Origin of the sequence: Roseateles puraquae (genome assembly GCF_002205845.1) — a bacterium.
GTDB lineage: Bacteria > Pseudomonadota > Gammaproteobacteria > Burkholderiales > Burkholderiaceae_C > Pelomonas > Pelomonas puraquae.
Map to the genome: position 1 here is coordinate 1 of NZ_NISI01000019.1, position 16,769 is coordinate 16,769.

At 63.8% G+C, this 16,769-nt stretch carries 14 protein-coding genes and 3 pseudogenes; 6 read left to right on the forward strand and 11 right to left on the reverse strand.

The features are described 5' to 3' along the window. The 10 genes and pseudogenes from CDO81_RS27855 to CDO81_RS27865 all read right to left on the reverse strand — a co-directional run. A partial coding sequence (locus CDO81_RS27855; RefSeq protein WP_144397409.1) for a helix-turn-helix domain-containing protein occupies nucleotides 1-154 on the reverse strand: 154 nt, incomplete at its 3' end. Between the two features lie 114 nt (nucleotides 155-268). After that, nucleotides 269-2,527, reverse strand: a pseudogene (locus CDO81_RS29340) (IS3 family transposase). A gap of 214 nt (nucleotides 2,528-2,741) precedes the next feature. Further along, a pseudogene (locus CDO81_RS25740) lies at nucleotides 2,742-2,999 on the reverse strand (transposase); the annotation flags it as partial. A 575-nt stretch (nucleotides 3,000-3,574) separates the two neighbouring features. Continuing rightward, a pseudogene (locus CDO81_RS25745) lies at nucleotides 3,575-3,961 on the reverse strand (ATP-binding protein); the annotation flags it as partial. After that, on the reverse strand, nucleotides 3,958-5,472 hold the full coding sequence (istA, locus tag CDO81_RS25750; protein ID WP_088486185.1) for an IS21 family transposase: 1,515 nt from the start codon (nucleotides 5,470-5,472) through the stop codon (nucleotides 3,958-3,960). The pseudogene CDO81_RS25745 and the gene istA, both read right to left, overlap by 4 nt. Nucleotides 5,473-5,565: 93 nt before the next feature. Then, entirely contained in the window at nucleotides 5,566-5,790 is a 225-nt protein-coding gene (locus tag CDO81_RS25755; RefSeq protein WP_158218434.1) for a hypothetical protein, read from the reverse strand. 235 nt (nucleotides 5,791-6,025) lie between these two features. Further along, nucleotides 6,026-9,199 (reverse strand): efflux RND transporter permease subunit, encoded by a 3,174-nt coding sequence (locus CDO81_RS25760; protein ID WP_088486130.1) that lies wholly within the window; start codon nucleotides 9,197-9,199, stop codon nucleotides 6,026-6,028. 11 nt (nucleotides 9,200-9,210) lie between these two features. Next, nucleotides 9,211-10,836 carry an efflux RND transporter periplasmic adaptor subunit gene (locus CDO81_RS25765; protein WP_088486131.1) on the reverse strand — a complete coding sequence of 542 codons (1,626 nt, stop codon included), beginning with the start codon at nucleotides 10,834-10,836 and terminating at the stop codon, nucleotides 9,211-9,213. After that, nucleotides 10,833-12,170, reverse strand: coding sequence for a TolC family protein (locus tag CDO81_RS25770; protein WP_241517162.1), 1,338 nt, complete (start codon nucleotides 12,168-12,170; stop codon nucleotides 10,833-10,835). The genes CDO81_RS25765 and CDO81_RS25770 overlap by 4 nt, the downstream gene beginning before the upstream one ends. Before the next feature lie 165 nt (nucleotides 12,171-12,335). Beyond that, nucleotides 12,336-12,794: a hypothetical protein gene (locus CDO81_RS27865; protein ID WP_144397410.1), complete on the reverse strand. Its 459-nt coding sequence runs from the start codon at nucleotides 12,792-12,794 to the stop codon at nucleotides 12,336-12,338. 177 nt (nucleotides 12,795-12,971) lie between these two features. On the opposite strand from CDO81_RS27865, the gene CDO81_RS25775 reads away from it, so the two are divergent. Further along, a complete protein-coding gene (locus CDO81_RS25775) occupies nucleotides 12,972-13,208 on the forward strand; it encodes a DUF2789 domain-containing protein (protein ID WP_088486133.1) in 237 nt (78 codons plus the stop codon). 59 nt (nucleotides 13,209-13,267) lie between these two features. Here CDO81_RS25775 and CDO81_RS25780 read toward each other — a convergent pair whose 3' ends face one another. Continuing rightward, complete coding sequence (locus CDO81_RS25780) at nucleotides 13,268-13,720, reverse strand: MerR family transcriptional regulator (RefSeq protein WP_088486186.1); 453 nt, start codon at nucleotides 13,718-13,720, stop codon at nucleotides 13,268-13,270. A gap of 142 nt (nucleotides 13,721-13,862) precedes the next feature. On the opposite strand from CDO81_RS25780, the gene CDO81_RS25785 reads away from it, so the two are divergent. The 5 genes from CDO81_RS25785 (at nucleotide 13,863) to ppk2 (ending at nucleotide 16,758) form a co-directional block, all read left to right on the forward strand. Continuing rightward, the gene (locus CDO81_RS25785) at nucleotides 13,863-14,264 is read left to right on the forward strand and encodes a hypothetical protein (protein WP_144397411.1); all 402 of its coding nucleotides are present in this window, start codon (nucleotides 13,863-13,865) and stop codon (nucleotides 14,262-14,264) included. Nucleotides 14,265-14,415: 151 nt separating this feature from the next. Continuing rightward, on the forward strand, nucleotides 14,416-14,817 hold the full coding sequence (locus CDO81_RS25790) for a hypothetical protein (RefSeq protein WP_088486135.1): 402 nt from the start codon (nucleotides 14,416-14,418) through the stop codon (nucleotides 14,815-14,817). 80 nt (nucleotides 14,818-14,897) lie between these two features. Beyond that, the gene (locus CDO81_RS29000; RefSeq protein WP_277596081.1) at nucleotides 14,898-15,083 is read left to right on the forward strand and encodes a DUF2933 domain-containing protein; all 186 of its coding nucleotides are present in this window, start codon (nucleotides 14,898-14,900) and stop codon (nucleotides 15,081-15,083) included. Further along, nucleotides 15,080-15,730 carry a methyltransferase family protein gene (locus CDO81_RS25800; protein WP_088486137.1) on the forward strand — a complete coding sequence of 217 codons (651 nt, stop codon included), beginning with the start codon at nucleotides 15,080-15,082 and terminating at the stop codon, nucleotides 15,728-15,730. The genes CDO81_RS29000 and CDO81_RS25800 overlap by 4 nt, the downstream gene beginning before the upstream one ends. Before the next feature lie 185 nt (nucleotides 15,731-15,915). Further along, entirely contained in the window at nucleotides 15,916-16,758 is an 843-nt protein-coding gene (gene ppk2 / locus CDO81_RS25805) for a polyphosphate kinase 2 (protein ID WP_088486138.1), read from the forward strand. Nucleotides 16,759-16,769 lie beyond the last annotated feature (11 nt).

Consider the following 16,769-nt stretch of genomic DNA (forward strand, 5'->3'; position numbering starts at 1 on the left):
CCCGCTTGGCGTAGGTCGGCTCTTGGTCGCCGCTGCGCAGGTACTTCCTGATGGTGTTGCGAGACAGGCCGGTGCGTCGGGCTATCTCGCGGATGGACAGCTGCTCGCGCAGGGCCCACCGCCTGATGACACTCAGTGTCGCCACGTCAATCACTCCAGTGCTCCTGCCGCAAATTGCGGCAGGCTAGGTTGATACGTGGGTCAGGTTTGGACGGAAATCAGTGTGAGAGGTGGGTCAGGTTTCGGAGGAAATCAACACCCGGTTCTCCTAGACACCAGTGAGCCGTTGGGAATGGCGTCGTTCGAACTCGACCGGCGAAGTGTCGCCGGCGGTGCCGTGGCGCCGCTTGGGGTTGTAGAACATCTCGATGTAGTTGAAGACGTCGGCGCGGGCATCGTTGCGCGTGGCGTAGACCTGGCGGCGGATGCGCTCGCGCTTGAGCAACTGGAAGAAGCTCTCGGCCACGGCGTTGTCGTGGCAGTTGCCGCGCCGGCTCATGCTGCTGACCAGGTTGTGGTCGCGCAGGAACGCCTGCCACTCATGGCCGGTGAATTGGCAGCCCTGGTCCGAGTGCACCGTGACGGTCTGCTTTGGCTGGCGCCGCCATAACGCCATCAGCAGTGCATCCAGCACCAGGCCGGTGTCGATGCGGCTGCCCATCGACCAGCCCACGACCTGGCGCGAGAACAGGTCCACCACGACCGCCAGATACAGCCAGCCCTCGTGCGTGCGGATGTAGGTGATGTCGGTCACCCACGACTGGTTGGGCTCGGCCACCGTGAACTGGCGCTGCAGATGGTTCGGTGCGACCACAGCAGGCTGGCCGCCGCGCGCACCCGGCCGGCGCCTGTAGCCGGTCTGCGAGCGTAGCCCTTCGAGCTTGAGCAGCCGCGCCACGCGGTGCTTGCCGCAGCGCTCGCCAAGGTCGCGCATGTCCAGCGTCAGCTTGCGATAGCCATACACGCCGCCGCTCTCCAGCCAAGCCTGTTTGAGCAGACCGCTCAAACGCTGGTCATCCTTGGCCCTCGCACTCTGCGGTTCGGCCTTCCACGCGTAGTAGCCGCTGGGGTGCACCTGCATGACCTTGCACATGCGCCGAACGCTGTGCTGGGCCTCGTGCGCCTTGATGAACGCGTACCTCACCCGGACTGCTTGGCAAAGTACGCGGCGGCCTTCCTAAGAAACACCTTCCTCGACTGGCTGCAGTGCGAAGCCAAAGCGCGCAGCGCGTCGCTCAAGTTGCTTGACGACGCGTTCTCGGTACCGTTGCTCGTACTGGTCGGCTCCAGGGTCCTGGTACTGCATGCCGAAGCGCATCGCGCGGTAGAAGAGGATGGCGAGCTTGCGCGCCGTGGCGGTCACGGCCTTGGCCTTGCCGATCCGCGCAGCCAAGCGGCGGTAGAACGCGCCGAGGGCCGTCTCGGTGCGGCCGACGTTGACGGCCACGAGGCGCAACTGCGATGCGAGGCGGCTGGAGCTCTTGCGGGTGCGGGCGGAGAGCACCTTGCCCCCGCTGATCTTGCATCCCGGCGACAAACACAGCCACGAGGTGAAGTGCTTCTCGGTGGGCCACTTGCTGAGGTCGGTACCGCACTCGGCAATCAATGACAGCGAGATGCTGGGGCCGAGCCCGTGGATAGCGGTCAGGTCGGTGCCTGTCAGCTGGTACAGCATGGCCCGCACATCGAACTTCGGGGCGTTGGCCTGCTTGGTCTTGGTACGCGGCGCCGCCAGCTTCGTCTCTGGCTCAGGCCGACCGACGTTCAGCTGGCGCAACGAGCTCTCGATCTGCCGATCGCAGTCAGCGATGCGATCCTGGTAGGAATCAAACAGCGCAAGCGCTTGAGACAGCGCGAACACATGCTCAGGCTGGTAGTTGCCCACCAATGCAGACCGAATGGTCAGCAGGCTCTCACGGCAGCGAACGTCACGCATGGACGCAAGGACGTCGGGATCCCGTTCGCCTGCCACGATGGCCCGGATGATCTTCAGGCCGGTGACGCCGCTGATATCGCTGAGCACATGGTGCAGCTGAAGGTTCATCAGCGTCAGCGCCTTCTGCATGTGCTGCATGTGCGCTGCCGCGTACTCGAGATGGCGGTCTCGGATCCGCATGTAGGCTCGCAGCGCCGCGATGTCCCGGGCCGGATGGAAGCTCGGGCGCAGCAGTCCGCACGCATGCAGCCGTTGCAACCACTGGGCGTCGTTGACATCGCTCTTGCGGCCCGGAACTGCCTTGCAGTCACGGGCGTTGGCAAGCACAACGGTCAGGCCGTGCTCTTCCAAGATCTCATAGACCGGCACCCAGTACACGCCCGTGGATTCCATCGCCACGGTCGTGATGCCCACTGAGACAAGCCAGTTGGCCATCGCCTCGATATCGGCAGTGAAGCTCCCGAACGTTCGGACCGGATCGTCACTCAGCTCGGGTGCTACGGCGGCGACCTGGATACGCGCACCGATGTCGATGCCGGCGGCTCTGGAGTTGACGATCGGCAGTCCGAGCGTCTTTCCAACTTTGGACATGGCAACCTCCTGTTGGCAAAGCGCCGGACAGGGGAGCGGGTCAATCACTTTCCTAATCGGGGTCGCACAAGGCGCCACCACAGCTGGGTCCGCATGATCCCCAGGGGCCACGTTTTTTGACGGGGACGAGAGCCTCCAAAAAGCTGACGGCCACGGTCCGACTGGGTCAGTGTAGGTAGCTCGGTGTTTCTGTCCACTGGGACGGGGCCGCGCCACGATGGCCGTTTTTTAGGATGTCGCGCTCCTCGGTCACGCGCCGCAACTCGGCCTTCAAGCGCCGCAGTTCCTCGGCCTGCGAGACCTGAGCCAGCCTCTCGGCGGCCGGCGCCGAGTACGCCTTGATCCACTTGTACAGGCTGTGCTGGCTGACACCGATCCGCGCCGACACGTCGGCCACCCGGTGACCTCGTTCCGTGATCTGCTTGACCGCCTCGATCTTGAATTCTTCTGGGTAGGGTTGCTTGCTTTGCATGGCGCCTCCGATTGGGCCTCAGTTTGAGGCTCGAAGGTGTCTACTGGACCCGGGGCGATTCAGGTGGCGCATGACATCCCAATGGCATAAGCCAGCGTCTTCGATCGCATCGAACTCTCCTCGTTGTGGAAAACAACAAACCGGAAGAATTCGGCGAGAGGTCGGCTTTACGCGATAAGTGGGGTGCGTGAGGGACGGTCTCGCCGAATCAAGCGGCGAGAGTCCAGTTGGGGCGTTCTATCGCGTACGGGATGTGCAGCGAGTGTCGGCCGCGAGGCGCAGCAAGGAGCGGCTTGCCCGCGGGGAGTGCGAACTCAATGGAGTTCTGCATCACAGGATTTACGCAACCCAGATGACAGCTGGCGCAATCCGAATCATCGTCACCGGCAAACGCCTTCTTGTCCGGTGAAGATTGATCAGATGCCTTGAGCAACTTCCCTGGGTGCTTGTGAACGTGGTGACCGAAGTGCTTTACAGCGGCACCCTGTTCGTGCGCGCAGTAGCCAGCCGCCGCGCCCCAGACAAACTGGAACGGCAGCAGCATCAGCATGAAGATGAATGATCAGCACACGACTCACCCGCTTGCCGTGTCGCTGGATGGCCTCGATCCCGAGCGCCGTGGCCAGGTGCGTCTTGCCTGTGCCTGGCCCGCCGATCAGCACCACGTTGTGTGCGGCCTCGGTGAACTGGGTGGTGTGCTGCGTGCGCACCAGCACCTCGTCCACCGCGCTGGCTGCGAAGTCGAAGCTCGCCAGGTCGCGGTGCGCGGGGAAGCGCGCTGCCGTCATTTGGTACGCGATGGAGCGCACGTTGCGCTCGGCGCCCTCGGCGTCCAGCAGTTGTTCGATCAGCCGCTCGGGTTCCAGCGCCGCGTGGCGGCAATGGGCGAGCAGCTCCGGCCAGTTGGAGGCCATGCCGTGCAGCTTGAGCGCCTTCAGGCGCGTCACGATCTCGGTGCTCATGATCTGGTCTCCTGGGGTGTGCGCAGCGTGTGGTAGCGCTGCACGTCGGCGCGGGGCTCTTCCTTGAGCGCCGGCGCGGGCTGCATCAGCGCCCTGAGCTCGTCCAAGCTTGGCGCGCCGTCCTTGAGCCGGGCCAGGACGTTGAGGACGTGCTCGGCGCTGGGGCGCCCCGCCTCCAGTGCGATCTCTGCTGCCACCAGCACGGCTTCCAGGCCATGCACCGGCACGGCCGCCAGCACCTGTGCCATGACGCGGTCGCCACCCGCGTGGCGCAGCAGGTGGCGCTGCAGCGTTTGCAGCACCTCGGGCATCGCCTTGAAGGGTGCGCCGTTGCGCAGCGCACCAGGCTTGATCTGCACCAGCGGGATGTAGTGCTGCCAGTCGTAGAAGGTCAGGTCGCGCTCGAAGCTGCGGGTGTGCCGCGCCACCTCGACGCCGTCTGCCACCAACACCAGGGTGTCGGGGTAGGCTCGCAGGCTGAGCACGGCGTTCACGTGCCGCGTCGGCACGCTGTAGCGGTTGCGCTGGAAGTGCACCAACGCTGTCGCGGAGACGCGTACGGGTTGCTCGACGTAGCCGTCGAAGGGTTTGGGGCAAGGCATCAGCCGCGCCTGCTCTTCCTGCAGCACGTCGGCAACGGTCAATGCTGGCCACTCGGGGTGAGCGGTCTCGGCCCAGCAGGCGCGGCAGCGCTCGGCGAGCCAGGTATTGAGCGTGGCCAGGTCCGGCCAGCGCCGCTCGCTGGCTTCGCGCCAGACCTGGCGTCGGCGGTCCTGCACGTTCTTCTCGACGATGCCCTTCTCCCAGCCCGAGGCCGGGTTGCAGAACTCGGGCTCGAACAGGTAGTGCGAGCACATGGCCTGGAAGCGGGCATTGACCGAGCGCTGCTTGCCGATGCCGACCTTGTCCACGGCCGTCTTCATGTTGTCGTACACGCCTCGACGCGGCACACCGCCCAGCGCCTGGAAGGCGCGTGCGTGAGCGTCGAACAGCATCTCGTGGCCCTGCGTCGGGTAGGCCGTGAGCCAGAAGGCCCGGCTGCTGGCGAGCTTGGTGTGCGCGACCTCCAGCCGTCGGCGCAGGCCGCCCACGAAGACGTACTCGCAGCTCCAGTCGAACTGGAAGGCATCACCTAGCTCGAAGCTCATCGGCACGAAGGCTGCACGCCGTGGTGCTGCGTCCTGCTCGGCACGCCAGCCTCGCACCCAGCGGGTCACGCGGGCATAGCTGCCGGCGTAGCCTAGGGCGCATATCTGCTCGAACAGCATCTTGACCGTGCGCCGGTCGCGCACCGGCCGGTGCTGGTCGGCCTTGAGCGCCGACGCCAGATGCTCAGCCCAAGCGTCCACCGCGCTGGCGGTCTCTCGCTTGGGGTACTTGGGTTCGGTCACGCCTTCCTGGCGCAACCACTGCCGCACGGTGTTCCGGGACAACCCGGCGCGACGACTCACCTCGCGGATGGACAGTCCATCTCGCAGGTGCATTCGTCGGATCTTTGCCAACATGCCCACGCTGATCACTCCTGCTTCCCCTGCTCGTTCCTTGAGCAGGTCAGTGTGTTTTGCGTGGGTCAGTTTTGCGCGAGCATCACCCGGCTACGTGGGTCAGTTCACCGCGAGCGTCAACACGGAGGCAAACCCCAGCGGCACGACGGCCGTCCAGCCGACGTCCTGCATGCCTAGATACGCTGCGCGTGTTCCGAGTTCCGTGGTGCCCGACAGCCCCTTGAGTGCCAGGATGAGGTAGGCAGCGATCGCGCCCATCCATGCCAAAGAACAGGTCAGGTAGATGAGCAGCAGCGCTTTGCGCCAGGAGAGACTGAATTGCATGGCAGGCATGGGGTAGGCTGTGGGCGACACGGTATGAAGTGGCGCTGCTTGGGTCAATGGACATCGGCGCGCGGCCGTGCGTACCGGGACGTGGCGATCAGCCCCTGCACAGGATTGGCGGGTAGAGCTCTACGCTCGCCAATCGCGGGCGTCGGGCTGGCTGCGTGCCATGCTTGGGCCAGCGAGTTCGGAAGCCAGCTCCTGATAGCCGTAGCGGCGCGCCTGCTGAGAATCGCTATGCCATTCGTTGGAGCGTGTTTCCAGGATCATCATGGCCAACCCTCGAATCGCGTTTTAGCTGGCGCTGCTTGACTAGGGCGTACAGGGCGGGAATGACGCCCAGCGTCAGGATGGTGGACGAGATCATCCCCCCCACCATCGGCGCCGCGATGCGGCTCATCACCTCCGAGCCGGTACCCGTGCCCCACATGATCGGCAGTAAGCCCGCCATGATGGCCACCACAGTCATCATCTTCGGCCGTACGCGCTCCACTGCGCCCTCCATGACGGCAGCATAGAGATCCACGGCCTGGGGCGCGCGTCCTTCATGCCGGCAACGTTCCTGGGCCTCCGCCCAAGCGTGGTCCAGGTAGATCAGCATCACCACGCCTGTCTCGGCAGCAACGCCCGCCAGCGCGATGAAGCCCACCGCAACGGCCACGGACAGGTTGTACCCGAGCCACCACATCAGCCAAACACCACCCACCAGTGCAAAGGGCACGGACAGCATGACGATCAGCGTCTCGGTCAGGCGCTTGAAGTTCAGATAGAGCAGCAGGAAGATCGTCAGCAGCGTCACCGGAATGACGATCTTCATCTTCTCGACCGCACGCTCCATGTACTCGAACTGACCACTCCAAGTGATGTAGTAGCCCGCCGGGAACTTCACTTGGTCGGCGACGGCCTTGCGCGCGTCGGCCACATAAGAGCCGATGTCGCGATCCCGGATGTCGACGAAGATGTAGGCCGAAAGCAGCGCGTTCTCGGTACGGATGCCCGGCGTGCCTCGCGCCACAGTCACTTTGGCGACCTGCCCCAGGGGCACCATCGCACCGCCCATCGTCGGCACCAGCACCTCGCGCTCGATCTGCTCGGGGTGGGTGCGCAATTCGCGCGGATAACGCACCGTGACACCGAAGCGCTCACGCCCCTCCACTGTTGTCGTCACCATCTCGCCGCCTAGGGCGCTGCCGATCACGTCCTGCAATTCGCCAACCGACAGTCCGTAGCGGGCCAGTGCTTCACGGTCAGGCTCGATATTGAGATAGCTGCCGCCCGTCAGCCTCTCGGCGAAGGCCGAGGTCGTGCCCGGCACCGTCTTGACGACAGCCTCGATCTGTTTGGCAAGGCGCTCCATCTCGCCGAGATCCTTTCCGAACACCTTGATGCCGATCGGCGTACGGATGCCGGTGGACAGCATGTCGATGCGAGCCTTGATCGGCATCGTCCATGCATTGGACACACCGGGGAACTGCAGCGCCTTGTCCATCTCGGCGATCAGCTTGTCGGTTGTCATGCCCGGCCGCCACTGCTCCTGCGGCTTCAGGTTGATGACCGTCTCGAACATCTCCGTCGGCGCAGGGTCGGTTGCCGTGTTCGCGCGCCCCGCCTTGCCGTAGACCGATTCAACCTCGGGAAAGCTCTTGATGATCTTGTCCTGGGTCTGCAAAACCTCGGCGGCCTTGGTGATGGACATGCCGGGCAGCGAGGCCGGCATGTACAGCAGCGTGCCTTCGTTGAGCGTGGGCATGAACTCGCTGCCCAGCCTGGACGCGGGGTACCAGGTCAGCCCCAGCGCGATCAGCGCGAGCGCGATCGTCAACATCTTCCAGCGCATCACGCCGGCGATGACGGGGCGATAGGCCCAGATCATGAAACGGTTCAGCGGGTTCTTCGCCTCCGGCATGATCCGCCCGCGGATGAACAGCATCATCAGCACCGGCACGAGGGTCACGGACAGCAGCGCCGCGCCCGCCATGGAGAAGGTCTTGGTATAGGCCAGCGGCGAGAAAAGGCGCCCCTCCTGGGACTCCAGCGTGAACACGGGCAGGAAGGACACCGTGATGATCAGCAGCGAGAAGAACAACGCCGGCCCGACTTCCTGACAAGCCTCGAGCATCGCGTCGGCACGCTGACGCAGCGTGTGATCAGGCTGCAGTCTCTCGAGGTGCTTGTGAGCGTTCTCGATCATCACGATGGCCGCGTCCACCATCGCCCCGATGGCAATCGCGATGCCGCCCAGGCTCATCAGGTTCGAGTTCATGCCGAGCAGCTTCATTGCGCTGAAGGAGATCAGCACACCCACCGGCAGCATCAGGATCGCCACCAGTGCCGAGCGCACGTGCATCAGGAAAATGACGCAGACGGCTGCGACGATCAGGCTTTCCTCGACCAGCGTCCGCTTGAGCGTGTCCATTGCCCTGTGGATCAGGTCCGAGCGGTCGTAGACCGCCTGGATCGACACCCCTTCCGGAAGGCCGGCCGATATCTCGGCCACCTTGGCCTTGAGGTTGTGGATCACCTCCAGCGCGTTCTGCCCGAAGCGAGACATCGCGATGCCCGAGACAACCTCGCCCTCCCCGTTAAGTTCAGACAGGCCGCGCCGCTCATCCGGCGCCATCTCCACGCGGGCGACGTCGCGGACAAGTACAGGGGTGCCGCTTTCGCTCTTCAGCACGAGCCGCTCGATGTCATCGCGTCCGCGCAGATAGCCTTTGCCCCGGACCATGAATTCGGTCTCGGCCATCTCAACGACGCGGCCACCCACGTCGCGGTTGGAGTCCCGGATCACCTGCGACAGCTTCATCAGCGGAATGCCGTAGCTCTTCAGCTTCAGCGGATCGACGGTGACCTGGTAGGTCTGCACATGCCCCCCGAGCGACGCGACCTCCGCGACCCCCTGGGCCTTTGTGAGCTGATAGCGCACATACCAGTCCTGGATGGTCCGCAACTCGGCCAGCGTGCGGTCCTTGGCCAGCAGCGCGTACTGGTAGACCCAGCCGACGCCCGTGGCGTCGGGCCCCAGAGCCGGCGACACACCTTTGGGCAGCCGGCTGGCGGCAAAGTTCAGGTACTCCAGCACACGGCTGCGCGCCCAGTAGATGTCGGTGCCATCCTCGAAGATGACGTAGACGAAGGACGCGCCGAAGAACGAGAAGCCGCGCACGACCTTGGATTTCGGCACCGCCAGCATGGCGGTGGTCAGCGGATAGGTGACCTGGTCCTCGACGACCTGGGGCGCCTGGCCGGGAACTTCGGTGTAGACGATGACCTGCACGTCCGACAGGTCGGGCAAGGCGTCGAGCGGCGTCTTGAGCACAGCCAGGACACCCCCGAGCACCACGAACAGCGTCGCCAGCAGAATCAGGAATGGGTTCCGGCCGGACCACTGAATGACTTTGGAAAGCATGGGGCCTCCGTTCAGTGGCCGGAATGGGACGGGCTGTTCGCGTCTAGCGACGGCGTCACGGCCCTGCCGGATGCTGCTGAGGGCGTGATCGACGTCACGACGAACTCCCCTGGCTGTCGCTCGACGAACTCGAAGCGCACGGGCAACCCAGGCTTCAGGCCAGCCAGCAACGACGGATTGGCGGTCTTGAACTCCATCGTCATCGCTGGCCATTTGAGCGTCGCCACGGCGCCGTGGCTCAGTGTCAACATGCCGCTGCGCGCGTCGACGCTGTCGACCGTCCCTTCAGCCTTGTGGCCGATAACGGCCGGAGCAACCTTCGCAGGCGCTGCCGCCCCCGCGGCCGGGCTGCCATGGCCAGCATGTCCGCCGAGACCCCCAACCGCAGCCTTGAGGTTGCTCTCAGCGTCGATCAAGAAGTTCGCGGCCACAACGACCGCCTCGCCTTCACGCACGCCCTTGCGGATCTCGACGTAGTTGTCTGCTCGGTCCCCGATCTCGACCTCGCGCGGATCGAACCGACCTTCCCCCGCCTGGACCAGCACGATGCGCCTGGTGCCAGAGTCGATCACTGCCGAGTCCGGCACCGTGAGCACCGGCGCGCTCGCGCTCGCGCCCAACTCCACCTGGGCGAACATCGACGGCTTGAGCCGTTGGCCCGCATTGGACAGTTCGATCCGCACCGGCACGCTGCGGGTCTCGGCCTTGAGCGTCGGATAGACATAGCCAATCCGCCCCTCGAAGACCTCACCTGGATAGGCTGTCGCGGTCACGCGGGCCTTGGCGCCAGTCTTCACCAGCGCAATGTCCTGTTCGGCAACATCGGCGATGACCCAGACCGCCGAAAGGTCGGTGACCTGGTAAAGCATCTCGCCGGGCATGAACCGCATGCCCTGAAGGGCCTTCTTCTCGGACACGATACCCGCCACCGGCGAGATGAACGAGACGCTGCGCTTCGCCTGCCCGGACTTCGTAAGCGCCGCCATCTGTTGCGGCGACAGGTCCCAGTTGCGCAGGCGCGCCAGACTGGAGTCGGCCAATTGGCGCATGCCCGCCTGCGCCTCCGCGCCGGCCTCTTTCATGGCTTCCAGCCCTTGCATGGCGATCACGTATTCGCGCTGCGCCGACGAGAGTTCCGGGCTGTAGGCCTCGAACAGTGTCTGGCCCTTTGCCACCGCCTGCCCCGTGGCGTTCACATGCAGGCGCTCGACGTAACCCTCAAACTTCGCGGTGACAGCGTAGGTGCGGCGCTCGTCCGGCTCGATGCGCCCAGCGGCTCGGATGGTCTTCCCTAGTGGACGCAAGGCGGCCGGCTCGGTCCGCACGCCCAGCTTCTGGACCTTCTCGGTGCTCAAGCGCACCTGACCCGGGGTGGCCGCCACATCTTCCTCGCCGTCATAGACCGGCACGTAGTCCATGCCCATCGGATCCTTCTTGGGAACCGGTGATGTGTCGGGCAGTCCCATGGGATTGCGGTAGTACAGCAGCTTGCGCGCCTTCGGCGCAGTCGTCGTACTGGCTAATTCGGCAGCGCCCTGGGATGAGGCCACTCGGCCCGATTTGGCGCCCAGCCAGTAGCCACCTGCGCCAATAACGGCGGCCAAAGCGATGAAAAGCGCGGTCGAGGTGGTCTTCACAGATCTTCTCCAACAATGCGTTCGATCTCGGCCAGGCGCATCTGCGCCTCGACCTGCGACTTCAGAATCTCCTGTCTGGCTTTGCGGATCTGGCGTTGTGCCTCGATCACCATCGAGAACTCCGTCCTGCCGCTCTCATAAGCCGCCAGCGCAGATCGAAATCCGAGTTCGGACTGAGGCAGCAACTGCGTCGTCAAGAGCTGCTCGTTGCGATGCGAGGCCTCAAGGCCGGCGATGTTCGCGGCCAGGTCCCCGACCAGTTGCAACTGCAAGGCCTCCACCTTCGACCTCGCCGCGGCCGCCATGGCATCGGCCTCACGCTGCTCGCCGCGTCGGGCCTCCTTCTGCAGCGGGATGTTCATTTCGACCATGACGCCCCAGGTCGTGATGCGGGAGCCCATCTGCGACGGTGAAATTCCGACAGTCAGATCGGGGTAGCGATTGCGCTGCGCCAGATCACGCGTCTTCTGCGCCACGGCAACCCGCGCCAGTTCGGCCTGGATCTGCGGATTTGTACTGCGAGCTCGCTCAGCCAGTGCCGAAGCGTCGGCTGTGCTAAGCGTTGGCAAGACCCTCAGCGTCACGGCGTCAGCCAACGGCGCGCTGCTGTCGCGGGCCAGCAATGCGTTCAAGCGGGCGTTGATCTGACGCTTCTCGCTATCCAGCATGATCAATTCGGACCGCATCGCCGTCTGTTCCAACTGGGCTCGAATGGCATCCGCCTGAGGGGCGAGCCCGCTGGCATAGCGCACCTGGGCGACTTGCTCGATCCGCGTCATCAACCCGAGTTGCTCCTTTGCGAGCCGTTCGTTGCCGGCCGCGCGGAAGGACTCCGCGTGCGTGGCCTTGATGCGCGCCGCCAGTTCTGCCCAGACTGCAATGGCTCGGGCCTCGGCCTGGAGCGCGTCCGCAGCAGCAGCATCACGCTTGAGCTCACGCTTGCCCCACAGCGGCAATTGCTGCATCAGCGTGTACTTCGTCTCGCCTACCTTGGAGGGCAGCAGACTCGGAGCCGCGTCACGCCCGTAGTTGTTGACGTTCATCAGCTCGACGCGCAGCACGGGATCGTTCAGCGCCCCGGCGGGCGTGACCCGCTGGGCAGCCGCCTCGGCCTCCTCCCGCATGGCCCGTAACTCGGGGCTCTGTTGGCGAGCAAAGGTCAGTAGGCCTTGGACGTCGCTGCCCAAGGAAACATCCTGCGCTTGAACGGGGTTGACGGCCGACATGGCCAGCATCGCTGCGAAAAGGATGCGACGGATTGGGGCGGCATCGCCCATTGCGGCAGACCGCAATGTCCGGCCGACACGTGTATTTCCTGAAATCCCGATCGTCATTCATCATCTCCTTGCCCCGAGGAGTGCCAGCTGGCCAAGGCGGCTGCCGGGCTAAGGGCCGGTTGGATAAACCGCGGGCTGCACCGTCACACTGACGGGCACCGTCGCGCATAGATGGACAGGGCCGCAAGACCGGCCATGAGGGCCGACTCGGGCGCTGACGCGCTATAGGGCCAGCCGCAGAAAGACGATGGGAATAGGCGGAGGCTTCGCGCCATCGCGACGGGGCAATTCCAGCAACAGTGGCTCATCCGATTGCGCTGGAAGACTCGGCACCAGAGCGACAGCAGGCAGGGCGATCCATTGCAGTGAATCACCGAACGCCTTTTGCGGCAGAGTGGAAGCACCAGCCCGCTCGCAAAAGCTCTCGCAACTCGACTTGGCAGCATGCTCCTGACCACCCACAGCACCAGCCGCGGCGTGATGGTGGTTGCAATCTGCAACCATGGATGCAGGACTGGCATCGGTACCAGCAGCGACTGCGGTCAGCGATTCGCTCCGCCCCGCAATCTGCTGCGCCGCCAAACAGGCGTTTGCCACCCCGAGGCCAAGCCCGAACAGCCATACCAGCAGAACCCCGAAGGTCCAGCTGCGCAGTCGGTAGCGTTGGCGGAACAAAAACATGGTTCTGGAGCAGTTGCCTCGCAAGTATCAATCACCGACGATCCAGAGCGGCTTGCGTCATGTCAAATTTCGTGCAACTCGCCATCGAGGAGCAGCCACCCGGGATTGCGTGCAACGAACTGAACACACCAAGCTGAAAGCGCCGCGTTCGCACCATTGCCAGGGCAGAATCACTCCATGGAAAAGCCGTTTCATCGCTTGTCGGAACTGTTCTCCCAACTTGGATTGCCCGCAGATTTGGCATCTATCAGCGGCTTTATCGAGCGCCACTCCCCTCTCGCAGCCGGGACGCGACTTGAAGATGCCGGCTTTTGGACCGCCGCACAGGCCCAGTTGCTCCGCGACCTCATTGCGCAGGATGCCGATTGGGCTGAAGTGGCCGATCAGCTGAATTCAGCTCTCCACCGTCGTTGACCGTTGCACTCTGCCGCGCAGGCGCGCCAGAGTGCTGCAGCGACCGCCCACCTGACGATTCAGGCGCGCGAAGCGTCCGGCGACTGCGCAGCGGTCCTAAGCAGCGCAGCAATGATCGGGCAAGGATGCGCATGCCCGGTGGCTTCGCATTGATCCAGCAGATCACGCAGCGCCAACTGCATGCGCTGGAGATCGCCCAGCTTCTCATCAATCTGCTGGAGTCGCTTGCGGGTCACGCTTTGTATCGCTCGGCGGTTGCGCCCATCTTCGAGATCGAGGAGAGACGCCACCTCATCCAGCGAGAAACCCAGACCTTGTGCCCGCTTGATGAACCCGATCCGTTCAATCATCGATGCCGGGTATCGCCGGAACCCATCGGTTGACTTGGGAATCGGAAGCAGTCCGCGCCCCTGGTAGTAGCGGATCGTCTCGACACCGACGCCAGCCGCCTTGGCCAAACGGCCAACGGTCATCCGATCACCAGCCTCCACTGCATGTACAGCTTTCTTCATGTCCTTCGCAGAATAGGGCCGCACTCGGTAGGCGACAACTGACAAGCTTGATCGGGATCAACATCACACGGTTTTCCAGCGATAGCATGGGCCGCAATCGTAGGTGCTCAACCCAATGCGCAGCTTCATCCGCCCCAGACTCATGCGCACCACCATCTGGGTGGTGCTCGGGGCTTGGCTGTTCTCTTTCGCGGCGAGCATGGCAAATGCCTGTCTGCTCGAAGCTGAAGGGGTTCATGAGCACCGCCAACACATGGAGAACGCCGCTCATCGTCATGTCGAAGATGAGCATGGCGCAAACAGCGATCATCACGACGCCGATTCGTCAAAGGCGGCCTGCCTCAAGGTTTGCGACGGCGCCAAGCAGTCGCCCGTTCAGAAGCCTTTGACCCTCACATTCGATCTGGTAGGTGCTCCGGCATCGTCGTTCGAACCTTGGTCAGCAATACCGGCGATGGACCCGATAGTCGACGTCTACAGCATCCGCTCGCTGCCGCCCCCAACCCCGCCACCGCGGTTGTTGTTCACGCGCTTGGCGCTATAGCCCCTCTGAGTCCGCGTCGGAACGGAGCCGTAAGGCTTCCGTCTGCCCATGCATTGACTCCGTACCCAACTACGGAGTTGTGATTGCAAGTCGATTGACGCGCATTTCGCAACGCATCACTTCGTTCCCTCCCTGACTCGAGGAGCGCTCCATGGTTCTTTCACGTCCCGCCGCACTCGCTTGCGGCCTGATCCTGTTCGCAGTGTCTGCTGCCGCGCAGGAGGATCACCAGGCCCATCACCCCGCCAGCGCTGCTTCCGCTGCACAACCCGCACAGCGCATCCCTAGCACCGTGGGCATGGCTGAGCAGATGCAGTCGATGCACGCCATGCACGACAGGCTATTGGCTGCGAAGACTCCCCAGGAACGCCAAGCCCTGATGGCAGAGCACATGAAGCTCATGCAAAGCAGCATGAGCATGATGCAAGGCCTGAGGAGCAACCGCCCGCCCGCGAGCCCCGAAGCGCGCCAGCAAATGATGGAAATGCGCATGGACATGAGGCAGTCCATGATGCAAATGATGATGGACCGGATGCCCGAGGCATCCAAATGACCACGCAACGCACGACGCCTCATCGCAGCACAGGGGACATCCCGTCCTTCTGGCGTTCCCGCTGGTTCGTGGGGTTTCTGATGTTCGCTGTGGCCAGCCTCTACATGCTGGTCACAGAGCATCGTGCCCACTACTTGAGCGCGCTCCCACTCATCCTGCTTCTTGGATGCACGGTGGCTCATGTAGTGATGCGCCGCGGCCGAGCCGTTGACGGCCAGCAGCCGAATCGGCACGGTCCAGAGACACATCACGGAGAACACAAATGAATCACGACGCCCCTGGCTACGGCCTCTGGCTGCTTGTCATCATGAACTCGGCGATCTTCATCATGTTCGCCTTCAGCTTCTTCAAACCTCAGACCTCGCGCGACTGGCGGACCTTCGGCACGTTCGCGGCCTTCATTGTGGCGCTGTTCGTCGAGATGTACGGCTTCCCGCTGACCTTGTATCTGCTGTCAGGATGGTTGCAAACGCGCTATCCGAACCTGGATCTCCTGTCTCACAACAGCGGTCACCTCTGGTCCACCTTGCTCGGCGAAAAAGGAGACCCGCACTTCGGCCCGCTGCACATCGCGAGCTACATCTTCATCGGCGGCGGTTTTTGGCTGCTGTCTGCCGCGTGGAACGTGCTGTACCAGGCTCAGCGACGCGGAGTGCTCGCCGTCAGCGGCCTTTACGCTCGAATTCGGCATCCGCAGTATGTGGCGTTCGTCGCCATCCTGCTGGGCTTCCTGCTGCAGTGGCCGACGCTGCTGACCTTGCTGATGTTCCCGTTCCTGGTCGTGATGTATTCGCGGCTGGCGATCAACGAGGAAACGGACATGCGCAGGCAATTCGGTGCCGAGTTCGATGCCTACGCTGCCCGGACGCCTCGCTTCTTCCCGTCTCTTTCCAGCCTGCGTCGAGACTCCTGAGATGAAGATCGGATCACGCTCCTGCAATACCCACACGCCGTACCTTGCTGCAGCCTACGGATGTTTTGGGGCCGTACGCGCTGCGGACGTTCCCGCATTCGCAAGGCCGAGCCCGCAAACCCATCTGCCCACCGTGTCAGCGCCTCGGCGCGTCGGTGCGCACGCCGCTGCCTGAGGGAGGTTTCATGGCAAAGACCAAGAAAGAGCACACGAAGAAGGCCCGCCACGGCACCCCGGAACCCGACCGTGACGAGGCCGTCACGCGATCGATCAGCCAGGAAGACTACGAAGCGCAGCTGCACATGCTGCAGGTCGAACTCGTGAAATTGCAGCGCCACTTCATCAAATGCGGCGACCGCATCCTGATCCTTCTCGAGGGTCGTGACGGCGCTGGCAAGGACGGCAGCATCAAGCGCTTCGTCGAGCATCTCAGCCCGCGCGAGACCCGTGTCGTCGCGCTCGGCAAACCCTCGGACCGTGAGCGCAGGGGGTGGTACTTCCAGCGCTACGTACCGCACCTTCCCGTGGCCGAAGAGCTCGTGCTGTTCAACCGCAGTTGGTACAACCGGGCCGGCGTCGAACACGTGATGGGCTTCTGCACGCCCGACCAGCATGAGGAGTTCATGGGCTCGGTGCCCAAGTTCGAAGAAATGCTCGTCGGGTCTGGCATCAAGCTGCTCAAGTACTACCTCGACATCGGCAAAAAGGAACAGATCCGCCGACTGGAGGACCGGCAGCGCGACCCGCTCAAACAATGGAAGTCGAGCCCGATCGATGCCGTAGCGGTCAAACACTGGCGGGCGTACTCGGAGGCGCGCGACACCATGCTCACGCGGACGCACACCGCGGTCGCGCCCTGGCGCGTCGTTCGCGCAGACAACAAGCGACTGGCCCGGCTCAACTTGATTCGCGACGTTCTCTCGCGGCTGCACTACGCCGGCCGCAAGGACAAGCTCGTTCGTCCGGACACCGACATCGTGTTCGAGTTTTCGCCCGATTGCCTGGAGGCGGGTCGTTTGGCCCGCTGAAGAAATTTTCA